Source organism: Chlorogloeopsis fritschii PCC 6912 (genome assembly GCF_000317285.1).
In the GTDB taxonomy this organism is placed as follows: domain Bacteria; phylum Cyanobacteriota; class Cyanobacteriia; order Cyanobacteriales; family Nostocaceae; genus Chlorogloeopsis; species Chlorogloeopsis fritschii.
Window position 1 is genome coordinate 1 of sequence record NZ_AJLN01000063.1, and the last position, 15,529, is coordinate 15,529.

10 protein-coding genes are annotated in these 15,529 nt (G+C 38.6%); 3 read left to right on the forward strand and 7 right to left on the reverse strand.

The features are described 5' to 3' along the window. A partial coding sequence (locus UYC_RS0110360) for a histidine kinase dimerization/phospho-acceptor domain-containing protein (protein ID WP_016879510.1) occupies positions 1 to 1,062 on the reverse strand: 1,062 nt, incomplete at its 3' end. Positions 1,063 to 1,245: 183 nt separating this feature from the next. Here UYC_RS0110360 and UYC_RS0110365 point away from each other — a divergent pair. Next, positions 1,246 to 2,112 (forward strand): branched-chain amino acid ABC transporter permease, encoded by an 867-nt coding sequence (locus tag UYC_RS0110365; protein ID WP_016877003.1) that lies wholly within the window; start codon positions 1,246 to 1,248, stop codon positions 2,110 to 2,112. Between the two features lie 62 nt (positions 2,113 to 2,174). Here UYC_RS0110365 and psaX read toward each other — a convergent pair whose 3' ends face one another. Together psaX and lipA are read right to left on the reverse strand one after the other, a co-directional pair. Then, entirely contained in the window at positions 2,175 to 2,309 is a 135-nt protein-coding gene (gene psaX / locus UYC_RS0110370; RefSeq protein ID WP_016877002.1) for a photosystem I protein PsaX, read from the reverse strand. Between the two features lie 221 nt (positions 2,310 to 2,530). Continuing rightward, the gene (gene lipA, locus UYC_RS0110375) at positions 2,531 to 3,406 is read right to left on the reverse strand and encodes a lipoyl synthase (protein WP_016877001.1); all 876 of its coding nucleotides are present in this window, start codon (positions 3,404 to 3,406) and stop codon (positions 2,531 to 2,533) included. Between the two features lie 239 nt (positions 3,407 to 3,645). On the opposite strand from lipA, the gene UYC_RS0110380 reads away from it, so the two are divergent. Then, positions 3,646 to 4,221 (forward strand): response regulator, encoded by a 576-nt coding sequence (locus UYC_RS0110380; protein ID WP_026087631.1) that lies wholly within the window; start codon positions 3,646 to 3,648, stop codon positions 4,219 to 4,221. Between the two features lie 220 nt (positions 4,222 to 4,441). Continuing rightward, on the forward strand, positions 4,442 to 10,075 hold the full coding sequence (locus tag UYC_RS0110385; RefSeq protein ID WP_016876999.1) for an ATP-binding sensor histidine kinase: 5,634 nt from the start codon (positions 4,442 to 4,444) through the stop codon (positions 10,073 to 10,075). 106 nt (positions 10,076 to 10,181) lie between these two features. Here the strand turns inward: UYC_RS0110385 and UYC_RS0110390 are convergent, their stop codons facing one another. The 4 genes from UYC_RS0110390 to UYC_RS0110405 form a co-directional block, all read right to left on the reverse strand. Further along, positions 10,182 to 11,159, reverse strand: coding sequence for a cyclic di-GMP-binding domain-containing protein, MshE-related (locus UYC_RS0110390; protein ID WP_016876998.1), 978 nt, complete (start codon positions 11,157 to 11,159; stop codon positions 10,182 to 10,184). Between the two features lie 497 nt (positions 11,160 to 11,656). After that, positions 11,657 to 13,219 carry an NAD(P)H-quinone oxidoreductase subunit N gene (locus tag UYC_RS0110395; RefSeq protein WP_016876997.1) on the reverse strand — a complete coding sequence of 521 codons (1,563 nt, stop codon included), beginning with the start codon at positions 13,217 to 13,219 and terminating at the stop codon, positions 11,657 to 11,659. A gap of 425 nt (positions 13,220 to 13,644) precedes the next feature. Then, positions 13,645 to 13,959 (reverse strand): RNA recognition motif domain-containing protein, encoded by a 315-nt coding sequence (locus tag UYC_RS0110400; protein ID WP_016876996.1) that lies wholly within the window; start codon positions 13,957 to 13,959, stop codon positions 13,645 to 13,647. Positions 13,960 to 15,062: 1,103 nt separating this feature from the next. Continuing rightward, on the reverse strand, positions 15,063 to 15,356 hold the full coding sequence (locus tag UYC_RS0110405; protein WP_016876995.1) for a hypothetical protein: 294 nt from the start codon (positions 15,354 to 15,356) through the stop codon (positions 15,063 to 15,065). Between the last annotated feature and the right edge of the window lie 173 nt (positions 15,357 to 15,529).

The following is a 15,529-nucleotide window of genomic DNA, read 5'->3' on the forward strand; positions in this document are numbered from 1 at the left end:
GGCATTAAAAAGCAAATTCAACAGCATCTGCTTCAGTCGCAAAGAGTCAGCTACAAAGGTAGTAACATTTGGATCTAGCTCCAGCACTAACTTTAAGTTTTTATTAGCTGCTTTTTCTTTTACGAGTGTCAAAATATTACGGCACAGGGTTGGCACATCTACTGTTTCACACTGTACTTCTAGTTGATTTGCTTCGATTTTGGAGAGGTCTAATATATCATTAATTAAAGCTAACAAATGCTTGCCACTGGACTGAATAATATGTAAATACTCTTGATGGCGTTCATTATTCGGTTCATAGCCTTTTGCTAAAAGTAGGTGGGTAAAACCGATAATCGAACTTAGGGGTGTGCGGATTTCGTGACTGGTGTTAGCCAAGAACTGATTTTTAAGTTGATTAGTGCGCTCTAGTTCCTGATTAAAGTGTTCTAATCGCTGGCAATGCTGCTGTAAAGATTGGATTTGCCTCAATTGTGCTATGGTTGCCACACACTGTTTAGCAGCACGTGCCATTAATTCTGCTCTGAGTTCAATAGATCTATCTTCGAGTGACTCACCATCACATGGAATTGATGCAGTGGTGAAAATTAACCAACCAATAATGCTCTGATTAATATCGGTTAGCTGCCAAGCACTAGGTGGTTCTTGTTTGGAGAGGAATTCCAAATCTTCAATTTCTATCTCTGCTTCTAATTCCAAATCAAGCTTTTTTCCTCTCATCTCCAGAAATGACGGAGATGATGCGCATCGACATGAAGCACAATCAATATAAGAAACTTTACAAACAGTTTTTTGTGGTTCTACGAGTGCTATCGCTACCCTACCTTGCGCCAAGGCATTTTTTAGCTCGTCTACCACAGTTTTAAATATTTCTGCTTCTGTCGTCGCTGTCTGTTGATTTTTAGTAAAAAAAGAAACAAGACAACTATTAAGGCTATTTTGCAACTTATTCAAGCTGCGTTCCAGCCACAACTCAGCCTGAAGTTGCTGAATTTTTGTCAACAGTTTTGATGTTGCATCTACTTGGGAGTTCTGTTCTGGTAAGCTTGAATACTGCTGCATGGTCAACTAGACCGCTTAAAAAGTTTAGCTTTGCACAAAAATGCGAAGGTCATGCTATGTATATTAGCGCACTCGCTTTCTTATATTTATAAACCAAAATTGCTAGTGTCGTGTCTGGGGGTGAGACCATGAATTGTTGTATGAAAACACTATCTTGGAATTGCGAAAGACTAACCTAAGACTATGGATGCACAATTTGCTCAACTCATCGTTAATGGCATTGCAGTCGGGAGCATTATTGCTCTGGGTGCAGTCGGCTTAACACTGACTTATGGAATTTTACGGTTGTCTAACTTTGCCCACGGTGATTTTCTCACTTTAGGAGCTTATTTAACACTACTGGCAAATTCCTTAGGGATAAATATTTGGCTGTCAATGGTACTGGCAGCCGTGGGAACGGTAGCAGCAATGTTGTTGTCGGAAAAACTGCTGTGGTCAAAGATGCGCTCTATCCGTGCTAATTCCACTACTTTGATTATTATCTCCATCGGATTAGCACTATTCCTTCGCAATGGCATTATCTTCCTTTGGGGAGGTAGTAACAGAAATTACAATTTGCCCGTACCTCAAGCTTTAAATATCTTGGGTTTAAACATCCAGCAAAATCAAATACTGGTTCTAGGTTTAGCTTTGGTGGCAATTTTAGCGCTGCATTACCTGCTGCAAAATACCAAAATTGGCAAAGCAATGCGAGCTGTTGCTGACGATTTGGACTTAGCCAGGGTTTCTGGTATTAATGTTGACCAAGTAATTATTTGGACGTGGGTGATTGCTGGTAGTCTGACCTCCCTTGGTGGTAGTATGTATGGCTTGGTCACAGCTGTAAGACCAAATATGGGTTGGTTCTTAATATTACCACTGTTTGCCTCAGTAATTTTAGGTGGAATTGGCAACCCTTATGGAGCGATCGCTGCTGCTTTTATCATTGGCATTGTTCAGGAAGTGAGTACACCATGGCTAGGTTCTCAGTATAAACAAGGAGTAGCACTGTTAATTATGATTATAGTGTTACTCATTCGTCCCAAAGGATTGTTCCGAGGCACGATCTGAGCAACACTACAACAAAAGGCAAAAGGAAGAAGGCTTTTACCTTTTTCCTTGTTTATACCTGCTTATTCAATAATGTGGAAATAAAAAGCAGCCACAAGGAAGTTAACAGCTAAAAGGAACAGCGCCCAACCTGTACGAAATGGATAGGGGGGTTTAGCTGTTGTTGATTGAGCCACGGGTTTGTCAGCTGTAGCCATGAGAATTATCTCCTAACTTAAGGACTTCTTCAGAAATACCAAACAGCTGCACCCATTTACTAGATTCGTTAAAAATATTTTCGTGATTTTGAGTACTCTTACTTATGGGGGGTTGGGGATTGGAGATCGGGTATCGGGGATTGGAGATTGGGAATTCTTTATTCCTAATCCCTGTCCCCTATCCCCTGTCCCCTGTCCCCTATCACCTGTCCCCTAGTCCCCTATTCCCCGGCGTGGTAAGAACTGCGAACTAGCGGTGCGGAACGAACATGGCTAAATCCCATTTGCTTGGCGATCGCTCCCAATTCGTCAAACTCTGCTGGTGTCCAGTATTTTTGTACTGGTAAATGTTCTAAAGAAGGACGCATATACTGACCAATAGTCAGGCGATCGCAATCCACGTTACGTAAATCTGTCATTGTTGCCAGTATTTCTTCAACTGTTTCTCCGTGTCCGAGCATTAAACCGGATTTGGTGGGAATAGTTGGATCAATCTCTTTAACAATTTGTAACACTAGCAGTGAGCGATCGTACTTTGCTCCGCGCCGAACTTTGCCTGTTAAGCGTCGTACTGTCTCAATATTGTGGTTGTAACAAGCTGGCTTTGCTTTGGCGATCGTGGCTATGCGTTGGTACTCACCATAGAAATCTGGAGTCAACACCTCAATTTGAGTTTCCGGGTTCAACTGGCGGATTGCCTCCATTGTTTTGACAAACCAACCAGCGCCCTGATCTGGTAAATCATCACGCGCTACAGAAGTTAGCACCACATAACGCAATCCTAAAAGCTGTACGGCTTCTGCTACCTTTTGAGGCTCTTCGGGATCTAAAGGCATGGGTGCATGACCTTTATCAACTTGACAAAAAGCACAAGACCTAGTGCAAGTCGGCCCCATCAGTAAAAAAGTCGCAGTTTTTTGAGCATAGCATTCTCCCCGATTTGGGCAACGTCCTTCTTCGCAAATTGTGTGAATTTGGCGTTGCTTGATAATACGTTGTACGTTCGAGAGTTCGCTGGCTTTGCCAATCGGGCGACGTAACCATGTCGGCATAGCCGTAATTTCGGACTTGAGTTGGTTTGCTCGCAAAGAGGACATAGACATCCAAACAAGTTTAACAAGAGTAGGGCAAGCAGGCTTACCGCCATACTTTTATTACCATGACATAAATTTCACAACCAGAAGCAGAGGTTAAGTACAATACCTAAGCTTTCTAGTTTTCTCCAAGAAAATACTATCCCCCAATCAAGAAAAATATTGGATATAGTGGGAGCATTCAACAGTATTAATCGGCAAAACAGCCATCAAACCTAAAGTTTCTGTTAGAGTAAACAGTCGTGACAAGTAACAAGATTCTAGTTATAGATGACACTACAGTGGTCAGGGTAAAAGTACGAGAGATGTTGCCTCCTGGCAACTTTGAGGTATTGGAAGCAAAAGATGGTGTAGAAGGGCTAAATTTTATCCGTCAGGAAAAATTCAGCTTAATCATGCTGGATTTTTTGTTACCAAAAATGAGCGGCTGGGAAGTTTTTCAGCAGATTCAATCTCAACCAGAGCTAAGGAAGATTCCTTTAGTAATTATGTCTGGTCGGAAAGAAGAGGTAACGGAAAAGCTTCCAGAACCCTTTGAAGGTTTTGAGTTTCTCGGCAAGCCTTTTGACCAAAAGCAGTTACTTGGTGCAATTAAAGCAGCCATGACAAAGGCTAAACAGCCACGCCCAGAACCAACTCCAGTCGCCACACCCACAAATAATAACGGTGCAACAGCAACCGAAGCGATCGCAACTACTTCCTCTGCTGATCAAATTCAAGCACTGAATGAAAAAATTGCTGTTATGCAAGCAGAAATTGATGGCTTGAAGAAACAACTAGCTCAGGTAGTGACCTTTATTAAACAGAAAATCAAATAGTATTCCCTAAATTCTTAATATGTACGCTTAAAGTCACCAGCCTGCCTAAGCAGGCTTTTTTCTTTTTAAAGCTTTAAAAATTAACAGTTATTTACATATTATTACAGAGATTATATCTAAAATTAAGTTGATTTTATACATAAAGAACATAAAGAAATGATATTGTCAATCTACCATAGGGAATAATAAAACAGAAATACCAAGATTGTAGGGTAAACAGATGACAGTATTAGTAGATACAATTAAGCCCTTTCCTGGCTATCGCATTGTCGAACAAATTTATTTGGGTAGCAGAACAATTGTTTATCGGGGTATCAGAGAACAAGACCACAAACCTGTCATCATTAAAATGATGCGGAATGAATATCCTAGCTTTAATGAAATTGCCCAGTTCCGTAATCAATATTCCATCACTAAAAATCTCAATCTTTCGGGTATTATCAAAACCTATAGTTTAGAAAACTATCGCAATGGTTATGCGATCGTGATGGAGGACTTTGGTGGCGTTTCTCTCAAACAATGGATAGGAAAAAATATAGAAACATTACCTATAAATCTACAGACTTTTCTAGATATTAGTATTCAAATTACCTCCATCCTTGACGGGTTACATCGCCATCGCATCATTCACAAAGATATTAAACCCGCTAATATTCTGATTCATCCAAACACCAAAGAAATCAGAATCATTGACTTCAGTATCGCCTCTGTTTTGCCAAGAGAACTTCAAAGTCTGACAAATCCCAACATTTTAGAAGGCACTCTAACTTACATTTCTCCAGAACAAACCGGGCGGATGAACCGAGGAATTGACTATCGTGCCGACTTTTATTCCCTCGGTGTCACCTTCTTTGAACTTCTTACTGGGCAGTTACCCTTCACAAATACTGACCAGATGGAGTTAGTTTACTGCCATATTGCCAAAGAACCACCACGCCTCAGCTATATTAATCCGAAAATCCCATCAATCTTATCTGACATCATTAGCAAGCTGATGGCAAAAAATGCCGAGGATCGGTATCAAAGTGCCTTGGGGTTAAAGTATGACTTAGAAGTGTGCAAACAACAATGGCAACAAACAGAAAAGATAGACTCGTTTGAATTAGCAACTAGGGATATCTCAGATCGTTTTCTGATTCCCGAAAAACTCTACGGGCGTCACCAAGAAGTAGAAACCCTACTCGCTGCTTTTGAGCGTGCGACAGGTGGAGCAACGGAAATGATATTAGTTGCTGGCGATCCTGGTGTGGGAAAAACTGCTGTTGTCAATGAAGTTCACAAACCCATCGTTCGCCAGCGTAGCTACTTTATTAGAGGAAAATTTGACCAGTTCCAACGTGACATTCCATTTTCTGCATGGATAGAAGCTTTTCGAGATTTAATCAGGCAAATACTGAGTGAATCAGATGCTCAAATTCAACAATGGCAAGAGCAGATTTTATTGGCATTAGGCGATCAAGCTCAGGTTATTACTAATGTCATTCCTCAATTAGAACAAATTATTGGCGAGCAACCAGAGGTTGCCGAACTTTCTGGTAGTGCTGCCGAAAATCGTTTCAATTTACTATTTCAAAGATTCATTAAAGTCTTTAGCAGCCAAGGACATCCCTTAGTTATTTTTCTAGATGATTTGCAATGGGCAGATGCGGCTTCTTTGAAATTTATTCAATTACTAGTTAACTCAAACTCTAAAGAATTAGAGAGATGGGAACCAGAACTAATAGGTGAAACTCAGGATAGCCTTCTACTTATTGGTGCTTACAGAGATAATGAAGTCTCTAAAACACATCCACTCTATTTAGCACTGAATCAAAGTGAAAAAGATGGAGCGATTATCAATACAATTACCCTCAAAAATTTAAATCAAAGCGATTTAAATCGTTTAATTGCTGATACTCTCCATTGTACGGAAACGCTTGCTGTTCCTCTCACTCAAATGGTTTTTGCGAAAACTAAAGGTAATCCTTTCTTTTCTACTCGTTTTCTTAAGTCTTTACATACCGATGGACTGATAAAATTTTACTTTGACCTTGGTTATTGGCAGTATAGTCTTACAGAAATCAAGACATTATCCCTAACAGATGATGTTGTGGAATTTATGGCGCTTCAAATAGAAAAGTTACCAAAACCTACTCAAGAAATTCTGAAACTAGCTGCTTGTATTGGCAATCAGTTTGACCTCAAATCTCTTTCTATTGTCTATGAAAAAAATATCACAGATACAGCCTCAGATTTGTGGATAGCCTTACATGAAGGATTAATACTACCTCAAACAGAGAATTACAAATTATTTGCAGAAAATGGAGATAGTTTACTGACAAGTGACGATGTGGAAGTATCTATCGCAGTACCCAAATATAAATTTGTACATGACCGAGTACAGCAAGCGGCTTATACTTTAATCCCTGAAAACAAAAAACAAATATTTCACTTAAAGATTGGAGAACTGCTATTAACAAAAACTCCAGTTACAGAATGGGAAAACAATATTTTTGCTTTGGTAAATCAGTTCAATATGGCAGTGAAACTGATTGTAATTCAGGCTAAACGCGATGAGCTAGCCGAGATGAATTTAATTGCTGGGCATAAAGCGTTGGCATCAACGGCATATACAGCAGCGCTTAAGTATTTATCAACTGGTATAGAACTTTTAGCAGATGATAGCTGGGAGAGGAAATATGAGCTAACTCTGGCTTTATATGAAACAGCAGCAGAAGCTGCATACCTAGCTGGTGAATTTGAATATACCAAGAAATTTATCCAGAAGGTTTTAGGACAAGCCAAAACACTGCTGGAAAAAGTGAAAGTTTATCAAGTTCAAATTGAAGCATATAAAGCACAGGGTCAAGGTATAGAAGCCATTGATATAGGACTACAAGTGCTAAGTTTTTTAGGAATAGATTTTCCAAACCAACCAACTAAAGACGATGTTGAAATAGCTTTGCAAGAAACCCAACTAGCTTTAGTAGATAAACAGATTGAACAGTTAATCGATTTACCTGAGATGGTGGAATCGACAACATTAGCAATCATGAATATTCTGGGGAGGCTCCTTCCGATTGCGTATACTATAAAACCTTTACTTTTTTCTCTATTTGTTTTTAAACAAGTAAGTTTATCACTTAAATATGGCAATTGCAGCACTTCTGCTTTGTCCTATAGTACCTACGGAATCACGCTTTGGAATCTTTCAGATATTAATTCCAGCTATAAATTTGGTCAACTTGCTTTACAATTATTGAAAAAAGAAGATGCTAAAGCAATCAAATGTATAGTTACCTTTGTGGTTAATGCTTTCATCAGAGTTTGGCAAGAACATATTAAAGCAACTCTCAAACACTTGTTGGAAGCTTATGCTGTAGGTATAGAAATAGGAGATATAGAACAATCTGCCTATTCACTATATATGTATTCTGAGCATTCTTTTTGGCAAGGAAAAGAATTAGTTACTCTTGAACAAGAGATAAATACATATCATCAGAAGATTGCTCAATTAAATCAAACAACACCTCTTCACCTGAATGCAATTAATAGAGAAACAATTCTAAACTTATTAGGAGAGTCTCAAATCAATGATTCTTTATTAGAGCAAATAGATAATGAAGAAAATATGCTAATTCTTCGTAATGAAGTAGATAATAAAACAGTAATTTTTTACAGGCATCTACAAAAATTATTTCTCTGTTATCTATTTCAGGATTACTTGGAAGCTAAAAAGCAAGCAATGTTAATAGAAGAATATCTAGATGCAGTACCAGCTAGGTTCGTTGTTGCTATCTTTTATTTTTATAGTTCTTTAGCATTGTTGGCAGTTTATCATGAAGCTAATCAATCGGAACAAGAACAAATTTTAGGGAAAGTCTTGGATTATCAAAACCAATTCAAAAAGTTGGCTGAACAAGCTCCCATGAATTTTTTGCACAAATATTACTTATTGGAGGCAGAGCAACATCGAGTTTTAGGCAATAATTTGGAGGCAATCAACTGCTACGATCGCGCGATTTGTCTTGCCAAAGAAAACGAGTACATTCATGAAGAAGCTCTGGCTAACGAACTCGCTGCTAAGTTTTATTTAGAATGCGGCAGACAGAAAATTGCTCAAGTTTATTTAATTGATGCTTACTATGGCTATGTTCGTTGGGGAGCAAAAGCCAAAGTAGACAATTTAGCAAAGTGCTATCCCCAGTTACTTGCTCATATTCTTCAGCATGAAACACTAAACTATTACCCCAGCGAGCAAAGCAGGGTTGGTGATACTGCATCCGTATCAACCCTGAACGATCGCCAAACTGTCATTGGTTCTCAAACAAGTATTTCCGACTCTTTAGATTTGGCAGCTGTCATTAAAGTTTCTCAAGCGCTGTCTGGGGAAATTGAGCTAGAGCAATTACTTTCTACCTTAATGAGAGCTGTGATGGAGAACGCGGGAGCCTCGAAATGCGCTTTAATTTTGAATACAGGTAATAATTTGAACTTAACAGTTACCGCCATCAGTTCTAGTTCCGCTTTTGCCCCTATTCATACAGAGTTCCCATCGCTTCGCCTTGAGTTGAGTCAAGATATTCTTCCTATTACTTTGGTTAACTATGTCAAACGTACAGGAGAGATAGTTGTCGTTGATGATACCAAGGCTGAAGAGTTTTTAGCTAATGATTACTATGTGCTTCGTCAGCAACCTAAGAGTCTGTTGTGTATCCCGATTAGCAATCAAGGAAAATTCCTCGGTATTCTCTATCTAGAAAATAATCTGACAACGGCAGCATTTACACGCGATCGCGTAGAACTCCTCAAGTTAATCGTCACTCAAGGGGCAATTTCTCTAGAGAATGCAATTCTTTATCGAGATTTAATTCAAGCCAAAAAAAGCTTGGAGGAATATAGTCATACGCTAGAGGAAAAGGTTGAGCAGAGAACCCAGGAACTCAACAACAATAATCAACGTTTACAACAAGCCATACTAGATCTGCAAAATGCCCAAAGCCAGTTAATTCAAAATGAAAAAATGTCTAGTTTAGGGCAAATGGTTGCGGGAATTGCCCATGAAATTAATAATCCTATCAACTTTATTCATGGCAATATCGCTCACGCTAGGGAGTATGTGCAGGATTTATTGGATTTAATCACAGTTTACCAACAAGAATATCCTCATCCGTCTGGTGCAGTCACACAAAAATCTGAGGAAATTGATCTGGAATTTTTGCTCCAAGATCTCCCAAAGCTGATAGATTCTATGAAAATTGGGACTTCGCGTATCCGCAATATTGTTTTGGGCTTACGCAACTTTTCTCGCTTAGATGAAGCCGATATGAAGCCTGTAGATGTTCATGAGGGTATCGACAACTCCTTAATGATCCTACAACACAAGCTCAAAGCCAAAAGCGATCGCCCTGAGATTGGAGTGATCAAAGAATACGGACAACTGCCCCCAGTTAATTGTTATGCTGGTCAGTTAAATCAGGTGTTTATGAATATCCTCAGTAATGCCATTGATGCTTTAGAAGAGGGGATAGTAAGAGCAGGGGGAGACACAGGAATATGGGGGCAAGGGAATAAGGAGACATGGTGCACAGAAAAAACCCAATTCCCATTACCCCAGATTCGGATTCACACTGAACTAGCAGATAGGAACATAGTGAGAATTCGGATTATGGATAATGGTTGTGGTATGCCTATTGAGGTGCAGCAGAAAATTTTTGATCCATTTTTTACCACTAAACCAGTAGGAAGTGGCACTGGGTTAGGTTTGTCTATTAGTTATCAAATTGTTGTGGATAAACACAAGGGTCAATTAATTTGTAATTCCTCGATTGGAAATGGAACTGAATTTATGATTGAAATACCGATACAAGGATAACAAAAAATAATCTTCCCAACCCTTTTTCAGGTTGGGAAGTATATCTGAAATGATATGACTGTTAATGTTTTAAATCCAAAATCAGAAGAAATTGTTCTTCTGTGGGTTAACTAGCCATAATAATCTCCTGCTCTGGCATGATGACTTTTTCGATAATGTATTCGACTGTTTGATGATTGATCCAGTTATTGCTTGTAATCACTTCATTAAAGTGTATACCAGTTCTTTTTTGCTGACTCAAAGCTACTTCTACTTGTTCTGGTGTTAATAAACCAGCTTCTACTAAATAATATCCTAAGTGTTTATCTTGGGAGAGTGCTTGAAGACTTTCATCTTTTTGTGCAGTTATACTCTGATGATTTTGTGCAAGATTTATGTCATGTAGTGGTGGTTCAATTGGATGAGATTTTGCATATAGATAAAACTCATTAAGACCATCAGCAAAAGCTTCAAACACTTTTTCAACTAACCAAAAAGCTTTTTTGCGAGTAGCTTCTGGAAGTTCTATATTTTCAATTAATATCTCAATATCATCTGTTCCAGTTGTATGTCCAGTTTCCACTGCCAAATGATGCTCGCCAAAGTACCGATAATTATGCTTTGTGGATATTTCTAGTTCTCGCGAAACCTCTGTTGTCAAAGATAAAACAACATTACCTGTTGCTTCTATCACCTCGATGATTGCAAATTTTAAAATAGGCTCTGCTTGAAAACTATATGCTGCAATTTTCTGGCATATTTGACGTGTTCTTTGAGTTTCTTTACCCCATAAAAATCGTAAACTATCGCTAAATTTACTGGAGTAATCAAAAGCTAATTTCTCCATGTCTTCTAAATACCACACATAATGATGGTCATCTTCATAAGTATGTTTGTTGATAATTTTCTGTATAGGATCGCTGGTTGGTTCCTCCCGTAAAAAATATTTATTGACTTCCCAAATATTCATGACAAAAGGAGCTAAACATGGAGCCCAAGCTAATCTTTGTCTTGGATCTATACTTTTGTCTTGCAAAAACTCACAGAAGGGTAACTTGGCAAATTCCTGTTTTTTGACTTCAATAAACTTAAATACTTCTTTCATCTTTGTAACTCCTGTTGATGTTTTGACCTGGCACAAAGTTATAAGCTATCTATAGTAATTCTCGTTTTTGTTTCTCACACTATATGGGTACAAGAACTTGTACCTATATCTAGATTGAAACTATGAGAGTCACTAAAAACTTTGTCAAAAAGCAATATCAACATTTACATTTCTCTCAATAAAGATAAATGTCTATTGCATTTCAATTATTTTTAATTTTTTATTAATGTTCAATTGTATTTATATTGAATAGTATATGTAGTAATGTATACAATAGAACAAATTTTTAAAATTTTCTCAGTAATAATAACTAGAAACTCTAAAAACAGGTATGAGGATAAATCCTTTGTATCCTTTGCACTACAAGGATTTTATAGAAGATAGTACACTGTTATGACATGGTAAAAGCGATCGCCTACAACCTACATATGCAAAAACGCCTGACATTAAAGTCAGGCGTCTTGACGCATTACTGTGAGTTGTATTTGCAAATAAGCTTACAATCCGTCAGTTGGCTTCGCAGACACAGCACTTACCTGAGTGCTATCAACTGCTTTGGCTTGCAACATGGGGCTATGGGTGACGGAATTGTTCGCTAGGGTAAATATGGGGTTGGATAAAATCCCAGCTATGGAAGTGGCGATTAAAGTAGTTACCAAACCTACCTGCAAAGGTCTAAGTCCAGGCAAATTCCAACGCACTTCAGGATAATTCTTGACTGCATCGGACATTTCTTGAGGTTCTTTTACCACCATCATCTTGACTACACGAATGTAGTAATAGATGGAGACAACACTAGTAACAAGACCTAGTAACACTAAACCATAAAGACCTGCTTGCCAACCAGCCCAGAACAGGTAAATCTTTCCGAAGAATCCAGCTAAGGGCGGGATGCCTCCCAAAGACAACAGGGCAATACTTAAGCCTAATGTCAAAAGAGGATCTTTCTGATATAAACCAGAGTATTCGGCAATTTGATCGGTTCCTGTTCGCAGCGAGAAGAGAATAATGCAAGTAAAACCGCACAGGTTCATAAACAGATAGACCAACAGATAAAATATCATGCTGGCATATCCTGCTTGGGTGTCAGCAACCAAGCCAATCATCACAAATCCAGCTTGGGCAATGGATGAATAAGCTAGCATCCGCTTCATGCTGGTTTGGGCTAGGGCAACTACGTTACCCAAAATCATACTCAGTACGGCAAGGGCAGTGAAAACAAATTTCCACTCCTCAGCAACGAGAGGGAAAACGGTTGTTAGCAAGCGAATCGCGAGGGCAAATCCAGCTGCTTTAGAACCTACAGACAAAAAGGCAATCACTGGGGTAGGTGCGCCTTCGTAAACGTCTGGTGTCCACTGGTGAAAGGGTGCGGCAGAGATTTTAAAGCCTACACCTGCAATCACAAACACAAGAGCAATTACCACACCCAAGGATTGGGCTAGGTTGGCTGTGGCAATGCCATTGGCGATCGCATTTAGTTCTGTTTGCCCGCCAGATAAACCGTACAGCAGGGAAACTCCATACAAAAATACAGCTGTACTAGCAGCACCAACCAACAGGTATTTCAGCGCCGCTTCATTAGAACGGGGATCGCGCTTTGTATAACCTGTTAGTAGATAAGAGGAAATACTTAGGGTTTCTAGAGAGACGAAAATCATCACCAACTCGCTAGCCCCTGATAAAAACATTCCTCCCAAGGTAGCAGTCAGCAAAATCGCGATGAATTCTGCTAAAGCGGTGCCACTTTGTTCAACGTAGCGAATTGACATCAAAATCGTCACGGCGGCAGATAAAGCCACAATACCGCGAAATACGATGCTGAGGTCATCACCATTAAAGGCACCAGCAAAGAACATGGGATTGGAATTATCCCATTGCAAATACAGGGCAAAAATTGCGGCGAATAAACCTGCGATCGCCAGATATCCAATCCAGCGCGAGGAATTACGCCCCAATATCAAGTCCACAATCAAAACCCCCAAGAGGGTGGCTACCACTATTCCCTCTGGCAATATCGTTCCAGCATTCAACTGTGATGCAACATTAGCAAAATCCATGAGCTGTATAGGTTTTGGCAATTAGACACAAAAGGGCCAACTGTGTTAATTCTATTGTGTTTTCTACTCAAGTTTCGTGAAGCTGTCTTGATTACCAGATCTATACCATCAAATTAGTTTATTTTTCAGTTTAGCGATCGCTATGCCAAAGCCAAAATAAGGATGTAAGGGAAAGAACCCTTTTTCATAACTTAGGTGGTGAAATTTTTTCGTCGAGACTGCTTTTGTTTAGTCTCTAGCCCCTATTTTCATGTGAGTTTTCAAACTAATAAGCAGTTCAGTCTGTGCTGACCTGCTTACACTTAAATAAACAGATTCAGTTATTTACTGAACTGCTGTTTCTGTATTAAATCGTACTTGCGAAATGCTGTTTTTTGCCTTTAGGCAATAGCTTTTCAGCTCCAGTTTATGAATATATTCAAGATTTAATAGCGCCTAGAGTATCCACCGCTGTTACTTTTGCCCCAGCCATTACCGCCAGAGCGACTGCCTCTTTCCTCCCGTGGTCTTGCTTTATTGACTTTCATGACGCGGCCCATCCACTCAGCACCATCTAAAGCTTGAATGGCAGCATCCTCTGAGGCTTCCGATTCCATTTCTACAAAACCAAAGCCTCGCACACGGCCTGTTTCCCGATCCGTGGGAAGTTGAACTCGCTTCACAGCGCCATACTCAGAGAACACCTTGCTGAGGTCTTCTTGGGTAACGTTGTAGGATAGGTTGCCTACGTAAATCGACATTAATCTCTCCAGAAATCACTTATGCATATGCAGAGATGTTCATCCGGAGAGCCACTTGCAATGTTTGACAAAAACAAGAACACTACCACCGAACTAAATTCTCCAAGTTTATCTTACCACAATTTCTATTTCAGCAAGGCATAAAATTTATAATAAACTGCATTTTTAATTAAAATGTATTGAATTTTACGACACTCGGTAATTTGTAGGATATAGCAGAAATAAATAACTAATATTGCTTGTTTTTTCTGGTCAAAAAAGCAGAAGCTATGCTCTAAAATCCATATTTTTCAAATTATAGAAATTCCTAAACTTTGAATTCTTAAATATCTATGGAAAATCTGTCTTAAGATGGAGTATAAATAATCAAAAATTCGCTATATTTGTTAGATTTTAGGAAAATTTTATACATTCAGTATCTTGACCCAGCTTCAGCTTCTACAACTTTGGGAGTAGATGGTTAAATAAGATAAAATTCTAAAAGTTAAATTTTAAGTACGATTGATCCTAACTTTACTACCTTGGTAGATAAAGCACAATAGTATTAATTGATTTTGTCTTAAAGCCAGTTGGATTTATATAACTTAGTAAACTACTTTAATTTTTAATTGTTGAGCTTACCTCTGTATTTAATAAAAATGTATAATTATCAAATATTAAATTCACTATGTTTATAATTAACGTCAATTACAAATATTATTTATGTACTAATAACCATTTAGTTTCTAAAATCTTCTTTCACAATAGAGATTAAATTTTCAGTGAATACGAGTAAAATTGTTAGTAGAGTAAGGTCTTGACCTAAAAGCTCGCTAAAGATATCAAAAAAACTGAAGTGGGTTTCAAACCCATTTCAAAATAAGATAATATAGTGTTCTGTGAGTATTTATCTGACAAAGATACACGAAATGTACTTTTTAAATTTTCTGAGGAATGGCACGTAGTTAAAGCTTAAAATACATGACAAATAATCAGAAACAATCCATTTTCGGAATGAATAAACAGTAATTACTTTAACAAAATATAAAGCAAACAATTAGGTATTCGGTTCAAAAGGCACTTAAGCAGTAGCAGCGCAAAGCGGAAAAAGAATTATTACTTTCTTAGTCCGCGACATAGCGCCAACTTTGAGGTTCATATTCTCGCTGAATTTTCACCATCCATGTACCTTGGGGAATAGCAATTGCCTGATGTTCCTCGTGAACAAGCACTGCCTCAGATGAAAGTACACTCAAATATAAGGTGCCATCTTGTTCGTATAATTCTGCTTGTCCGTCCATGATGCGATGTTTATGTCCGGTCACTTCACCTTCTGCCAAAGTTAAATGTGATAGTTTTTGCCCCTCTATTTGCTGTACAGGCAGTAAAATAACGTCACCTTGACGAATTGGTTGCACGACAGTTTCTCCTTGATTACAGAGTTCAAGTCTATTCAAGCTTAAAAGCTTTGATTTAATTTTGGCACAGTTAGGAGGTTAGGCAAGAGGCAGAGAATGTGAGCAGGATTAATCATTGGAGGATTTTTTATGCTGGTGAGTGTCTCCGGACAGGCGTCGGGCAAGACCATACC